Here is a 12,480-nt window from a genome sequence, read left to right on the forward strand (position 1 = left end):
GAGTTGCCACTCTGGCCAACCTCGCCCACGCCCGCTGACCGTAACCGGGTCCAGGTCGTCATCACCGCGTCGGACTTACGGGACAACCCTTAGGGCGGACTGGAAACAGTCCGCCCGCAAGCTCGACAGAACCCGCGTCACCCGCCCGACCGCGAACTTTCAGCGTAGGAGCACAGCATGTGTCCGACGGGGCGTCTCAGACCTCGAGAGCGGCCTCGCCAGGTGGTGTCGACGATATCGGCGTCGGCCATGCGGCAGGATGACAATGCCTCGTCGGTGAAGTCCTCGCGCAGGTGGCCGCTGTTCCTGGCGCGAGCGAGCATGGAGCCGTGACTCCCGGTGCTTCCGTGACTACACTGTGTGGCGTAGTTGGCTTCCTGCTTTCGACTTGCTGGGGCTTTGTCACACCGCTCAGCAGTCCCGATCTTTCGTATCGGAGTTCTACTCGTGGAAGCACCGGAGTAGTGGCTGATGCTCGCAGTGCGCGCACCGGTCGCCTCGAGCGGGTTCCGGCATTCTATGCCCCAGCCGGGGTGTGGACGCCACCGCCTCCCGTTCTGTCGACGCCTACCGGCGTATGAAGAACTTTCAGCGGTTGAGCCGTCCGTGAGTTCAAGCGGTTGACCGACCGGCCGGACGCCGAACTGGTTCGCGTCGGCTCGGTGAACACCGAAACCATCGACGCCCAGGGGGCGTGATGCCAGAGTCCAGTCGTGGAACCTCCGCGGTACGTCCGCGCCGACCTGCCCGCCAGGTAGTAGCAACATTCGACAACTACGCCGACGCTGAAAGCGCTGGCGACTACCGCTCCGACCAGCAATTCACGGTCGACGAACTGGCCATCGTCGGACGCGACGTCGAGCTGGCCGAGCATGTCGTCGGCCGATTGAACTACGGCTGGGCCGCTCTGCGAGGCGCCGCCGCGGGCGCGCTGACGGCGCACTGTTCGGCTTACTCATGTACGCGCTGCGGGGCGGCCGGCGCGACTTCACCTCGATCCAGTCATTACAACCACGTCACTACGAAGTCCTCGCCGACGTCGAGGTCGCGGACGAACCCGTTCGCCTGCTCACCGGCCGGGCCGATCGAAAGGAATGAGCCATGGCGACCGCTGTAGGTATCGACCTGGGCACTACGAACTCGGTCATCGCAAGCTGGCAAGGCGGCGAGCCGGCGGTGATCCCCAATGCCGAGGGAGCGCGGACGACGCCGTCGGTGGTGGCCTTCACCGAGAGTGGGGAGCGGCTGGTGGGTCAGCTCGCCCGACGGCAGGCGATCTTGAATCCGAAGGGCACCATATACTCCGCGAAACGCTTCATCGGACGTCACTACGACGAGGTCACCGAGGAGGCCAAAGCGGTCAGTTTCGACGTCGTACCGGGTGATAACGGTGAGGCTCGATTCGACGTGCGGGGCAAGAAGTACGCGCCGGAGGAGATCAGTGCCCTCGTGCTGCGCAAGCTCGTGGACGACGCGAGCAAGTTCCTCGGTGAGAAGGTCAAAGAAGCGGTCATCACCGTTCCCGCGTACTTCAACGACGCGCAGCGCAACGCCACCAAGGACGCCGGCCGGATCGCAGGCCTCGAGGTTTTGCGGATCATCAACGAGCCGACCGCCGCGGCACTGGCCTACGGCATGGACAAGCAGACCCACGAGACCGTACTGGTCTTCGACCTCGGCGGCGGCACCTTCGATGTGAGCCTGCTCGACGTCGGCGAGGGCGTGGTCGAGGTTCGTGCCACGGCCGGCGACTCCCACCTCGGCGGCGACGACTTCGACCGACGTCTGGTGGACTACCTCGCCGACGAATTCCAACGGACGGAGAACATCGATCTGCGCAAGGATCCCCAGGCGTTGCAGCGCCTCTTCGAGGCAGCAGAGAAAGCCAAGGTCGAACTGTCCTCGGTGACACAGGCCCAGGTCAACCTGCCCTTCGTCACCGCTGACGCGAACGGTCCCAAGCACCTCACCACCACGATCATGCGATCGAAGTTCGAGGATCTGACGGCGGATCTGGTGGAACGCTGCCTCGGCCCGGTGAAGCAGGCGATGAGTGACGCCAAGGTCACCGCCAACGACATCGACGAGGTGATTCTGGTCGGTGGTTCGACACGTATTCCGGCGGTGCAGGCGCTGGTTCGCCGGCTCACCGGCGGCAAGGACCCCAACATGAGCGTCAACCCGGACGAGGTCGTGGCGCTCGGCGCCGCAGTCCAGGCGGGGGTGCTCAAGGGCGAGGTCTCCGATGTGCTGTTGCTCGATGTCACCCCGCTGTCCCTCGGCGTCGAGACCCAGGGCGGGGTGATGACCAAGATCATCGAGCGCAACACGACGATCCCGGTCCGGCGCAGTGAAGTGTTCGCCACCGCGGAAGACAATCAGCCCGCAGTGGATGTCGTGGTCCTGCAGGGCGAACGCGAACGGGCCGACGACAACCGGGTGCTCGGTCGGTTCCGGCTGGAAGGCATCCGCCCGGCACCCCGTGGCGAGGCCCAAGTCGAAGTCACGTTCGACATCGACGCCAACGGCATTCTCCACGTCACCGCCCGCGACAAGGACACCGGTAAGGAACAGAGCATCACGATCAGTGAGCAGGGCAATCTCGACCAGAGTGAGGTCGAGCGCATGCTCGCGGAGGCCGAACGGAACCGCGCCGAGGACGAGGCGCTGCGGAAGGCGGTCGACGCGCGCAACGCGCTCGATTCGGTTGCCTATCAAGTGGAACGGCGACTCGCCGAACTCGGCGACAGTGCCCCACCGCACGAGAAGGCACGCGCCGAGATGCTGATCGCCGACGCCAGGAAAGCCGTGGAAGACAATGCTCCCCCCGAGAAGGTAGAGCCACTCACCTCCGAGCTGCAGCAGCTGCTCTACGGGCTCGCACCGGTTCAGTCCGGCGGTGGAGACGGACACCAGGCGGGCGGCGGAGACACTGCGTCGTCGGATGACGACGACGTGGTCGACGCCGAATTCGATCGAAGCTGAGGCACACGATGGAAAGGTCTGCAGATCATTCGGCTACCGAGTCGGCTACCGAGTCGGCTACCGACGGGGATCAGACCGAGACGGCGCCGGATCGCACCGACACGGGGGCCGAGCTGGCTCAACTCGAGGACCGCTGGCGCAGGGCCCTCGCAGATCTGGACAACCTGCGCAAGCGGTTTGCCAAGGATCTGGACCGTGCCCGCGCCGCGGAGGTGGCGAAGGTTTCCGCTGCGTGGCTCCCGGTGCTGGACAATTTGGAGCTCGCGCTGGCCCATGCGGGCGGCGATCCCCAGGCCGTCGTCGAGGGCGTGAAGGCGACCCGGGACCAGGCGGTGCAGGTGCTGGCCCAGCTCGGTTTCGAGCGCCACGACGAGGTCGGTGTGCCGTTCTCCCCGGAGCTACACGAAGTGGTCAGCGTGGTGTCCCAACCCGATGTTCCCTCCGGGACCGTGATCGAGGTCTTGCGCCCGGGCTATGGAGAGGACGGCCGGCAGTTGCGTCCCGCCTCGGTGGTCGTCAGCCGACCCGAGGGGTGAGCACCGATGGCGCGTGACTACTACGAAGCGCTCGGTGTCTCGCGCGACGCCGGCGCCGACGAAATCCAGCAGGCGTACCGCAAGCTGGCGCGCAAATATCACCCCGACGTGAACAAGGACCCCACTGCGGAGGACAGGTTCAAGGAGGCCAACGAGGCCTACCAGGTGTTATCCGACCCGGACACCCGGAAACGCTACGACCGATTCGGTGAGGACTTCCGCCGTGTGCCCGAGGACTACGACGAACGGGTCCGGGCAAGCGCCGGGCGGTACGGCGGCGCGGGCAGAAGGGTGCACTTCGGTCAAGGTTTCGGTGGCGGGGGCGCGGTCGACTTCGAGGACCTCTTCGGGCAGATGTTCGGCGGCGCCGGCGGGTACGGGCCGATTCCCGGCGCCGATCAGGAAGCGGAACTGGAACTGACTCTGGAACAGGCGTATCGGGGCGGCAAACAGACACTCAGACTGGACGGACGCCAGTACGACGTCGACATTCCCGCCGGTGTCCTGGACGGCCAGAGAATCCGGCTGGCCGGGCAAGGCGGGCGGAGCAACGGTGACGCGCCGCCCGGGGATCTGTATCTCGTGGTGCGGATAAAGCCGCATCCCCGGTTCCGGGTGCAGGGCCGGGACATCTATGTGGACCTGCCCGTATCGCCATGGGAGGCGGTGCTCGGGTCGACCGTCGTCGTTCCCACCCCGGGTGGCGAAGCGAAAGTCAAAGTGGCGCCGGGCTCGTCGACGGGAAGGAAGCTGCGGCTGCGCGGAGAAGGAATGCCCAATCCGCGTGGCCCCAACGGCAACCTCTACGCCGAGATCAAGGTGATGGTGCCGTCGAAACCGACAGCACGCGAGCGCGAGCTGTTCGAGCAGTTGGCCACCGAATCGAACTTCGATCCGAGGAAAGAGACATGAGCACCCCGAGCCCGGTCACCCGGTATGTATTGGTTCGCCGTCCCGGATTGTCGCCAGATGCCTTCGCCGAACGTACCGGGCTGCACCCGGACCTGGCACGAAGGCTTGTGGCACTCGGCCTGCTCGACGCCCACCGAGGCGCCGGCGGCGCGATGTCGTTCCAACCATCCGCAGTGGCCCATGCCGCCCGCATCCAACGGCTGCGTACCGGTCTGGGCCTGAACTACTCGGCAATCGGGCTCGTGCTCGATCTGCTGGATCGAATCGAGAAACTCGAAGCAGCTTCCCGCGGAAGGAGGGCACCCCATGGACACCGGCAGCCTGACTGAAAAGTCACGAGAAGCCCTGCAGGAAGCCCAAAATGTAGCGACCAGAATGGGTCACACCGAGGTCGACGGAGAGCACCTGCTGCTCGCGTTGATCGATCAGCGGGAAGGGCTGGTACCTCGACTGCTCGAGCAGACCGGCGCCAACGTCGATGCCCTGCGATCCGATCTGGAACGTGAACTCTCGCGCAGGCCGAAGGTCAGCGGCCCCGGCGCGACGCCCGGCCAGGTGATGATCACCCAGCGCCTGGCCAAGTTGCTCGACGCCGCGGAACGGGAGGCGAAGCGACTCAAGGATTCCTACGTGTCCGTGGAGCATCTCGTGATGGCCCTCTCCGAGGAGGGGTCGGCCACTGCGGCAGGCCGGGTCCTCGCCAGTCATGGGGTCACGCGAGAATCCTTCCTCGCCGTCTTGACCAAAGTGCGCGGCCATCAGCGCGTCACATCGGCGACCCCGGAAGGGGCCTACGAGGCGCTGGAGAAGTACGGACGCGATCTCGTCTCCGAGGCCCGGACAGGCGCACTCGATCCGGTCATCGGCCGAGATGCCGAGATCCGTAGGGTAACGCAGATCCTGAGCCGGAAGACGAAGAACAATCCGGTGCTGATCGGCGACCCCGGCGTCGGTAAGACCGCGATCGTCGAGGGCCTTGCCCAGCGGATCGTCCGCGGCGACGTGCCGGAGGGCCTGCGCGACAAGACGATCTTCTCGCTCGACATGGGTTCCCTGGTGGCCGGCGCGAAGTACCGCGGCGAGTTCGAGGAGCGACTGCAGGCGGTGCTGTTGGAGGTGAAGGCGGCCGAGGGGCGCATCCTGTTGTTCGTCGACGAGCTTCATACCGTTGTGGGCGCGGGATCAGCCGGCGGCGACGGGTCTCTCGACGCCGGCAACATGCTCAAGCCGATGCTCGCCCGCGGCGAACTACACATGATCGGCGCCACCACTCTCGACGAGTATCGCAAGCACATCGAATCCGATGCGGCACTGGAGCGTCGCTTCCAGACCGTTCTCGTCGACGAGCCCAGCATCGAGGATGCGATTTCGATTCTGCGCGGACTTCGGGAGCGACTCGAGGTGTTTCACGGCGTGAAGATCAAGGACGGCGCCCTGGTTGCCGCCGTGACCCTCTCGCACCGGTACATCACCGACCGTTTCCTTCCGGATAAGGCGATCGATCTGGTCGATGAGGCATGCGCTCGGCAACGCACCGAAATCGACTCGATGCCCGCCGAACTCGACGAACTCACCAGGAGAGTGACCCGGCTGGAGATCGAAGAGGCCGCGCTGTCCAAGGAAACGGACGCGGCCAGCAAGGCGCGCCTCGAAGAGCTGCGCAAGGAGCTGGCCGACCTCCGTGCCGAGGCCGACGCCAGGCACGCTCAGTGGGAGGCCGAGCGGCAGGCGATCCGGCGGGTACAGGAGCTGCGGGGAGAGCTGGAACGGTTGCGCCACGAGGCCGAGGAGGCGGAGCGCAACTACGACCTCAACCGCGCGGCCGAGTTGCGATACGGCCAGATCACCGAGCTGGAACGCAAACTCAGGGCGGCGGAGGAGCAACTGGCCGCCAGGCAGGGCCAGAATCCGCTGCTGCGCGAAGTGGTCACCGAAGACGAGATCGCAGAGATCGTGGCCGCATGGACGGGTATCCCGGTCGCCCGGCTGCAGGAAGGCGAGCGGGAGAAGCTGTTGAAGCTCGACCAGATTCTGCACGAGCGGGTCGTCGGCCAGGACGAGGCGGTGCAACTGGTCGCAGACGCGGTGATCCGGGCGAGGTCGGGTATCCGTGACCCGCGCCGGCCGATCGGTTCGTTCATCTTCCTCGGCCCTACGGGCGTGGGAAAGACCGAGCTCGCAAAGACACTGGCCAGTGCCCTCTTCGACAGCGAAGACAACATGGTGCGCCTGGACATGAGCGAGTACCAGGAGCGGCACACGGTGAGCAGGCTCATCGGTGCGCCCCCCGGGTACGTCGGATACGACGAGGGCGGCCAGCTCACCGAGGCGGTGCGCCGCAAGCCGTACTCCGTCGTGCTCTTCGACGAGATCGAGAAGGCCCACGCCGACGTCTTCAATACCCTGCTGCAGGTGCTCGATGACGGCCGGATCACCGATTCTCAAGGCAGGCAGGTCGATTTCCGGAACACGGTGATCATCATGACCTCCAACATCGGATCCCAGTATCTCCTCGAGGGAGTCACAGCCGATGGCGAGATCAAGCCGGATGCCCGGGGGCGGGTGCTGGCGGAACTGCGCGGGCACTTCCGTCCGGAGTTCCTCAACCGGGTCGACGACATCGTGCTGTTCACCCCGCTCACGCTGCCCCAGATCGAGCACATCGTCGAGCTACAACTCACCGAGCTGCGGAACAGGTTGGCGGAGCGGCAGATACACCTGGATATCACGCCGGAAGCGCGCCGGCTCATCGCCGAACACGGTTTCGACCCGGTCTACGGTGCGCGGCCGCTGCGACGGTACATCGCCCACGAGGTGGAGACCAAGATAGGTCGTGCGCTGTTGCGCGGCGAGGTCGAACCGGGTGGCACGATCCGTGTCACGGTGGACGGCGGCGAGCTCGCCGTCGCGTATGCGGAACCCGCCGCCGCGGCGGCCTGAGAAGAGGTGTCGTCATGGGATCCGAAAAGGTGAAGTGCCCGAACTGCGGCAAGGTCAACAGGGTGGCGGCGGCCGGGGAAGGAAAACCGCGCTGCGGGAACTGCCACGAGCCGCTGCCCTGGATCGCCTCGGCAGGGGACGACGACTTCGCGGAGGTCGCCGAGAAAGCCTCGATGCCTGTGCTCGTCGACCTCTGGGCGACGTGGTGCGGTCCTTGCCGCATGGTCAGTCCGGCGCTCGAGCAACTCGCCAGGGAACGCGCGGGTCAGATCAAGCTGGTGAAGGTCGACGTGGATGCTGCGCCCAAGACGGCCGAACGGTTCACCGTCCGCGCCGTACCGACTCTGCTGGTGATGGACCGGGGCGAGATCCTGGCTCGTCAGGCAGGCGCAGCTCCGGTACCACAACTGCGCACATGGCTCGATCAGGCGCTCTCGGAAAAAGCAGGCAAGGAGACGAAGTGATGACTTCCATCTATGTGGACCCACACGTGACCGCGATCCGCCCCGTCGTACCACGGACTCCCCAGGGCTGCGAGGAATGTCTTCGCCTCGGCACCCCGTGGGTACATTTGAGGCTGTGCCTGACGTGCGGACACGTCGGTTGCTGCGACTCCTCGCCGGAGAAACACGCGAGCGCGCACGCTCACGTCATCGGCCATCCGATCGTCCAGTCGATGGAGCCAGGTGAAGATTGGCGCTGGTGTTATGTCGACCAGAACTTCGTCTGAGGACGCCGCTCCCGCACCCGGCATTCCGCCGCTCGACGAGACTCCGGATGAGCTCGGAGCATTCCCGCGGCTGACGGACGACCAGGTCGCGACACTCGAGGTCGGTGGCACGCGTCGGTCGGTTCGCGCCGGCGAGGTGCTGATCCGAGAGGGCGAACCCAGCAACGACTTCTTCGTCATCCTCTCGGGCAAGGTCGCGATCATCGATGAGGGCGACGGAGACGGTGAACGCCGGATACTGCGCGTGCACGGTCCCGGCCGATTCCTGGGCGAGCTCGGTTTGCTGGAAGGCCAGGTGGCGTTCTTCACCGCCGAGGCGATCGAGGACGGCGAGGTACTCGTCGTCCCGGCCGAGCGGGTGCGCCAGCTGGTTTCCCACGATCCCGTGCTCAGCGATCTGATCCTGCGCGCCTACCTGGTGCGCAGGCACCTGCTGATCGGGCTCGGTTCGGGGTTCCGGATCATCGGCTCCTGTTATTCACCGGATACGTTGCGGCTTCGGGAGTTCGCCATGCGAAACCGATTGCCCCACAGGTGGATCGATTTGGAGCGGGACAAAAGGGCGGAGCAGCTGCTGCGCAGCCTGGGCGTCGCCCCCGAGGACACTCCCGTGGTGATCTGGCACGGCGATAGGGTGCTGCGCAATCCGACGAATGCGGAACTCGCCCGCATCGTCGGGCTTCCGGTCCTGGACTCGCTCCGCGACACAGCCCAGGACGTGTTCGACCTCGTCGTGGTGGGTGCGGGACCGGCCGGTCTGGCCGCGTCCGTGTACGGCGCCTCGGACGGGTTGAACACGGTGACACTGGAGTCGGTCGCCGCAGGTGGCCAGGCCAGTACCTCCTCCCGGATCGAGAACTACCTGGGCTTCCCGGCAGGGATCTCGGGCGCCGAATTGGCGGAGCGGGCCGTGATCCAGTCCGGGAAGTTCGGCGCCCGCATGCTGGTGTCGGCGGAGGCGGCCGGTTTGAGGTCCGAGAGCGGGCACCACGTGCTTCGCTTGGCGGACGGCGGCACGGTTCGCGGCCGAGCCGTCGTGCTCGCCACCGGGGCGCGATACCGCAAGTTGTCGGTTCCGGGGATCGAGGCACTGGAGGGGACGAGCGTGTACTACGCCGCAACCCATCAGGAAGCGCGAATGTGCGGCACCGACCCGGTGGCGATCGTCGGCGGCGGAAACTCCGCCGGACAGGCCACCGTTTTTCTCGCGGACCGTGTCTCCCACGTTCACCTGCTCATCCGCAGCGGTGACCTCGGAAAGAGTATGTCCCGGTACCTCGTCGACCAGATCGAGCGCCATCCGCGCGTGACCGTGCACCGGCATACCGAGATTCGCGAGGTCCACGGTGAGAAGTACCTCGACGAGATCGTGGTCGAGAACAATCAAACGGGGGAACAGGACACCCTCCGGGTCCATGCCCTGTTCGTCTTCATCGGGGCGGTGCCGCACACCGGGTGGCTGTCCGACACGATCGCACTCGATGACCACGGCTTCGTCCTCACCGGCGCGGACGCGGTCCGCGCCGTTGAGAACAGCAACCGGCGGATCGGCGAGCGGCCGTCGAGGACGCTCGAAACAAGTCTGCCCGGCCTGTTCGCTGCGGGCGACGTCCGCAACGGCTCCGTGAAACGGGTCGCATCCGCTGTCGGTGAGGGAGCGATGGCCGTTCGCCAAATCCATGAATTCTTCGAGGGGAGCTGACGACATGCCAGTGATGGGTACCGCGAAATTCCAGCGATTCTTCCGGGCAGCGGCCGGCCTGCAAGTCGACCGGAACGATCTGAAGCGCTATACGGATTTCATCGACGACAAGATCTACGATCTGGTCCTCATCGGCAAGGCCTCGGCAAAGGCGAACCTGCGAGACGTGATCGAACCGTGGGACCTGCCGATCACCAAGGGACTGCAGGAGAGCATCCACCGGTTCGAGAAACTGGATGAGGAGATCGAACTACAGCCTCTGCTCGATCAACTGGCGGCCAGGCCGCCGTTGGACATGGCCCTCTCCGAGGCGACCGAGCAGCGACTGCCGCTGATCGCCGGAGGCTTGAGCGTGGCGCTGGCGCACACATTCGTCACGATCGAACCGAAGCGTAAGAACCCCGGGACCGCCGAATGGAACGTCGCCTTCGACATCTTCCATCTCCTGCTCTGACCACCGCCCCCGCCCGGCGAACCAGTAGACCGCCGCTGGCCTGTGACGGCACTTGCGCTGCGGCCCGAGACCGTGCCCGACAACCGTGCCGTTCTGGAAGCCTGGGCGCGCGGGGAGAGCTCGAAAACGTGATATTTCTGTGAGATGGGTCGAATCCCGGCACCACTCCACGGAACGAGAAAACCCCTTCCGAAGCTGGTCGGAAGGGGTTTTCGCTGTCGGGCGGCTGTGTGTCTGATTGATTCAGCCCGTCCGAACCTTGTCGTGGTTCCGATGCACTGCGACGGATCGACATCGGCACCAGTCGGCACAAGATCTTGTCCGGAATTGGTCTGGCGTCAGCCTGATCGCTGCCGCTCGCCACGGGTTAGGCGCTGCGTCGGCCGTGCCAAGCCCGAATCGCGATGGCTGTGGCGGCGCCCACGGAAGCAATAACCGCGGCATCGGCGTTGCCGAACACGACCAGGGCAACCAGCGCGGTCAGTATCAGTGTCAGCGCGAGAAGATCGACGGCCGCGCCGGTCCACGACATCGGGACTGGCATTGGGGAACTCTGCGAACCCCCTCTTGACAACGCCGGGCTTCGGCCGGACGGCCCGGGGGACCGGCATGCCGGTCCAGCGCGGCTGCCTCAATGCGTGGTCGATGATCGTCGTTCCGGGGCCCTTGCCTGCTTTTCTGCGGTCGTCTCCGACGGACTCGACACCTTCTTCGGCCGGATAGGTCATGAAGTCGGCGCGGCGTTTCCGCAGGGTCCGAAGCTGCCCGACGCTTCCTGTGAATTACTTGTTTCCGCAGGTAGATGACTTCTGGTAGAGGAATACAGACAAGTCGAATGCAGGTCCTTACCGGGATATCACGGGCCCTGACACCGGTAGCAGGCAATTAAGCCAGGCGCTCACAATCGAGAGCAGCGCTCTTGACAAAGCTCCTCAAAACAGAGAGCATTGCTCTTGTTGCAGAGCGCCGATCACATGGAGTCAGTCATGAACCTGCTTTACACCGGACCGTCCACCACCGACCTGCACGAGAACTACGCCAAGCAAGGCTTGATCGACACAAACGCGCCCGTGCGCTCGTCCTCCACCATCGTCATCGACGCCCCCGCCGACACCGTGTGGAACCTGCTCACCGATATGCAGAACTGGCCGCAATGGCGCACCGACGCCCGTGTCCTCGAACTCGGCGAACTGCAGGTCGACGCACCGTTCCGCTGGAAACTGCACGGCAGCACCATCAACGCCGTCTTCGCCACCATCATCCCCGAACGCGAACTGGCCTGGACCGGCGTCTCCATGGGCTGCATGAAAGCCGTCGACCGCATGCTCCTCACTCCACTGGGCGAGCACCGCACCGAGGTCACCATGGAAGAATCCCTCGCCGGCCCACTGCTCACCCTCTTCTTCAACTCCGAAAAACTCCGCGCCGGCCACGACTCCATGCTGGCAATGCTCAAAATCGCCGCCGAATCCCCGGTGCGGGTCCAGCCCTGAGCGGGGCCAGCCGGTCTCGGCGGAGACGTGCGCGAGGTAGAGACGGAGGGCGCAGAGAGCGTGGCGGCGAGCAGCTGATCGTGGTGTCGCACAAAGCAAGTCAGGGTCGCCACGTTCTCGGCTCGCTCACTCCAGCGCATTCATGCCGCGCGCGGCAAGAAGGTCATCGAGATGCTTGTCGCTCCAGGCGCGGGCGGCGGCGATGAGATCCATCAGGCTGCGTCCCAGCTCTGTCAGCTCGCACTCGACGTGTGGCGGATTCGTTTCGTGGTCGTGGCGGACCAGAAGTCCGTCGCGTTGCATGTCCCGCAGGGTTTGGGTGAGCACCTTCAGGGTGATCGGGGTCAGTTGAGCACGTAGCAACCCCACCAATTACTTCAAAATACTCCCCAGCGCCATCCGTCTCCAGCACCGCCCAGGACAACCCCAGGAACCGGGATGGGTAGGAACCCCCCCGCAACAATGCGTCGACGGCTTGTCACCGGCCCCACAGGCAGCAGGCACCCGCAGCGCTAGTGGGCCGCAGCGCACCTGCGGCCGGGACCCGCGCCTCCGCCCTGTTTCCCCAGTTCACGGTAAGTTTCGGGAAGCGACGGGAACCACGGGACATCTAGAACCCCTGCGTGGGGGGTCAGGGGTTCGAGTCCCCTTAGCTCCACCACGAACGTGCAGGTCACGGCTATGATGCTATCTCACTTGAGTAGCCATCAACAGTACGTATCAACACC

At 65.3% G+C, this 12,480-nt stretch carries 11 protein-coding genes and 2 pseudogenes; 11 read left to right on the forward strand and 2 right to left on the reverse strand.

The window, feature by feature from the left end:
- Positions 1-697 precede the first annotated feature (697 nt).
- The 10 genes and pseudogenes from ACWEO7_RS35800 to ACWEO7_RS35845 all read left to right on the forward strand — a co-directional run bounded on the left by ACWEO7_RS35800 (position 698) and on the right by ACWEO7_RS35845 (position 10,259).
- A pseudogene (locus tag ACWEO7_RS35800) lies at positions 698-1,098 on the forward strand (general stress protein).
- 3 nt (positions 1,099-1,101) lie between these two features.
- Positions 1,102-2,985 carry a molecular chaperone DnaK gene (dnaK, locus tag ACWEO7_RS35805; RefSeq protein ID WP_452429859.1) on the forward strand — a complete coding sequence of 628 codons (1,884 nt, stop codon included), beginning with the start codon at positions 1,102-1,104 and terminating at the stop codon, positions 2,983-2,985.
- An 8-nt stretch (positions 2,986-2,993) separates the two neighbouring features.
- On the forward strand, positions 2,994-3,521 hold the full coding sequence (locus tag ACWEO7_RS35810; RefSeq protein ID WP_452429860.1) for a nucleotide exchange factor GrpE: 528 nt from the start codon (positions 2,994-2,996) through the stop codon (positions 3,519-3,521).
- 6 nt (positions 3,522-3,527) lie between these two features.
- Positions 3,528-4,433 carry a DnaJ C-terminal domain-containing protein gene (locus ACWEO7_RS35815; RefSeq protein WP_452429862.1) on the forward strand — a complete coding sequence of 302 codons (906 nt, stop codon included), beginning with the start codon at positions 3,528-3,530 and terminating at the stop codon, positions 4,431-4,433.
- Positions 4,430-4,758, forward strand: a pseudogene (locus tag ACWEO7_RS35820) (chaperone modulator CbpM). Before ACWEO7_RS35815 ends, ACWEO7_RS35820 begins: the two are co-directional and overlap by 4 nt.
- Positions 4,740-7,373 carry an ATP-dependent chaperone ClpB gene (clpB, locus tag ACWEO7_RS35825; RefSeq protein WP_452429864.1) on the forward strand — a complete coding sequence of 878 codons (2,634 nt, stop codon included), beginning with the start codon at positions 4,740-4,742 and terminating at the stop codon, positions 7,371-7,373. The pseudogene ACWEO7_RS35820 and the gene clpB overlap by 19 nt, the downstream one beginning before the upstream one ends.
- 14 nt (positions 7,374-7,387) lie before the next feature.
- The gene (gene trxA / locus ACWEO7_RS35830; RefSeq protein WP_452429865.1) at positions 7,388-7,837 is read left to right on the forward strand and encodes a thioredoxin; all 450 of its coding nucleotides are present in this window, start codon (positions 7,388-7,390) and stop codon (positions 7,835-7,837) included.
- The gene (locus ACWEO7_RS35835; protein ID WP_452429867.1) at positions 7,837-8,103 is read left to right on the forward strand and encodes a UBP-type zinc finger domain-containing protein; all 267 of its coding nucleotides are present in this window, start codon (positions 7,837-7,839) and stop codon (positions 8,101-8,103) included. Before trxA ends, ACWEO7_RS35835 begins: the two co-directional genes overlap by 1 nt.
- Entirely contained in the window at positions 8,081-9,805 is a 1,725-nt protein-coding gene (locus ACWEO7_RS35840) for an FAD-dependent oxidoreductase (protein WP_452429869.1), read from the forward strand. Before ACWEO7_RS35835 ends, ACWEO7_RS35840 begins: the two co-directional genes overlap by 23 nt.
- 13 nt (positions 9,806-9,818) lie before the next feature.
- The gene (locus ACWEO7_RS35845; protein ID WP_450017358.1) at positions 9,819-10,259 is read left to right on the forward strand and encodes a DUF1931 family protein; all 441 of its coding nucleotides are present in this window, start codon (positions 9,819-9,821) and stop codon (positions 10,257-10,259) included.
- Between the two features lie 367 nt (positions 10,260-10,626).
- Here the strand turns inward: ACWEO7_RS35845 and ACWEO7_RS35850 are convergent, their stop codons facing one another.
- Positions 10,627-10,791 carry a hypothetical protein gene (locus tag ACWEO7_RS35850; protein WP_452429871.1) on the reverse strand — a complete coding sequence of 55 codons (165 nt, stop codon included), beginning with the start codon at positions 10,789-10,791 and terminating at the stop codon, positions 10,627-10,629.
- 454 nt (positions 10,792-11,245) lie between these two features.
- Here ACWEO7_RS35850 and ACWEO7_RS35855 point away from each other — a divergent pair, with 454 nt between their 5' ends.
- Positions 11,246-11,752 (forward strand): SRPBCC domain-containing protein, encoded by a 507-nt coding sequence (locus tag ACWEO7_RS35855; RefSeq protein WP_452429873.1) that lies wholly within the window; start codon positions 11,246-11,248, stop codon positions 11,750-11,752.
- 126 nt (positions 11,753-11,878) lie between these two features.
- Here the strand turns inward: ACWEO7_RS35855 and ACWEO7_RS35860 are convergent, their stop codons facing one another.
- A complete protein-coding gene (locus ACWEO7_RS35860; protein ID WP_452429875.1) occupies positions 11,879-12,121 on the reverse strand; it encodes a winged helix-turn-helix transcriptional regulator in 243 nt (80 codons plus the stop codon).
- Between the last annotated feature and the right edge of the window lie 359 nt (positions 12,122-12,480).

The sequence above is a fragment of the Nocardia sp. NPDC004260 genome (genome assembly GCF_053603155.1).

Bases quoted from the DNA above. Each gene is read 5' to 3' on its own strand.
- dnaK (WP_452429859.1), top strand. From the start codon at position 1,102: ATGGCGACCGCTGTAGGTATCGACCTGGGCACTACGAACTCGGTCATC.
- ACWEO7_RS35810 (WP_452429860.1), top strand. From the start codon at position 2,994: ATGGAAAGGTCTGCAGATCATTCGGCTACCGAGTCGGCTACCGAGTCG.
- ACWEO7_RS35815 (WP_452429862.1), top strand. From the start codon at position 3,528: ATGGCGCGTGACTACTACGAAGCGCTCGGTGTCTCGCGCGACGCCGGC.
- clpB (WP_452429864.1), top strand. From the start codon at position 4,740: ATGGACACCGGCAGCCTGACTGAAAAGTCACGAGAAGCCCTGCAGGAA.
- trxA (WP_452429865.1), top strand. From the start codon at position 7,388: ATGGGATCCGAAAAGGTGAAGTGCCCGAACTGCGGCAAGGTCAACAGG.
- ACWEO7_RS35835 (WP_452429867.1), top strand. From the start codon at position 7,837: ATGACTTCCATCTATGTGGACCCACACGTGACCGCGATCCGCCCCGTC.
- ACWEO7_RS35840 (WP_452429869.1), top strand. From the start codon at position 8,081: ATGTCGACCAGAACTTCGTCTGAGGACGCCGCTCCCGCACCCGGCATT.
- ACWEO7_RS35845 (WP_450017358.1), top strand. From the start codon at position 9,819: ATGGGTACCGCGAAATTCCAGCGATTCTTCCGGGCAGCGGCCGGCCTG.
- ACWEO7_RS35850 (WP_452429871.1), bottom strand. From the start codon at position 10,791: ATGTCGTGGACCGGCGCGGCCGTCGATCTTCTCGCGCTGACACTGATA.
- ACWEO7_RS35855 (WP_452429873.1), top strand. From the start codon at position 11,246: ATGAACCTGCTTTACACCGGACCGTCCACCACCGACCTGCACGAGAAC.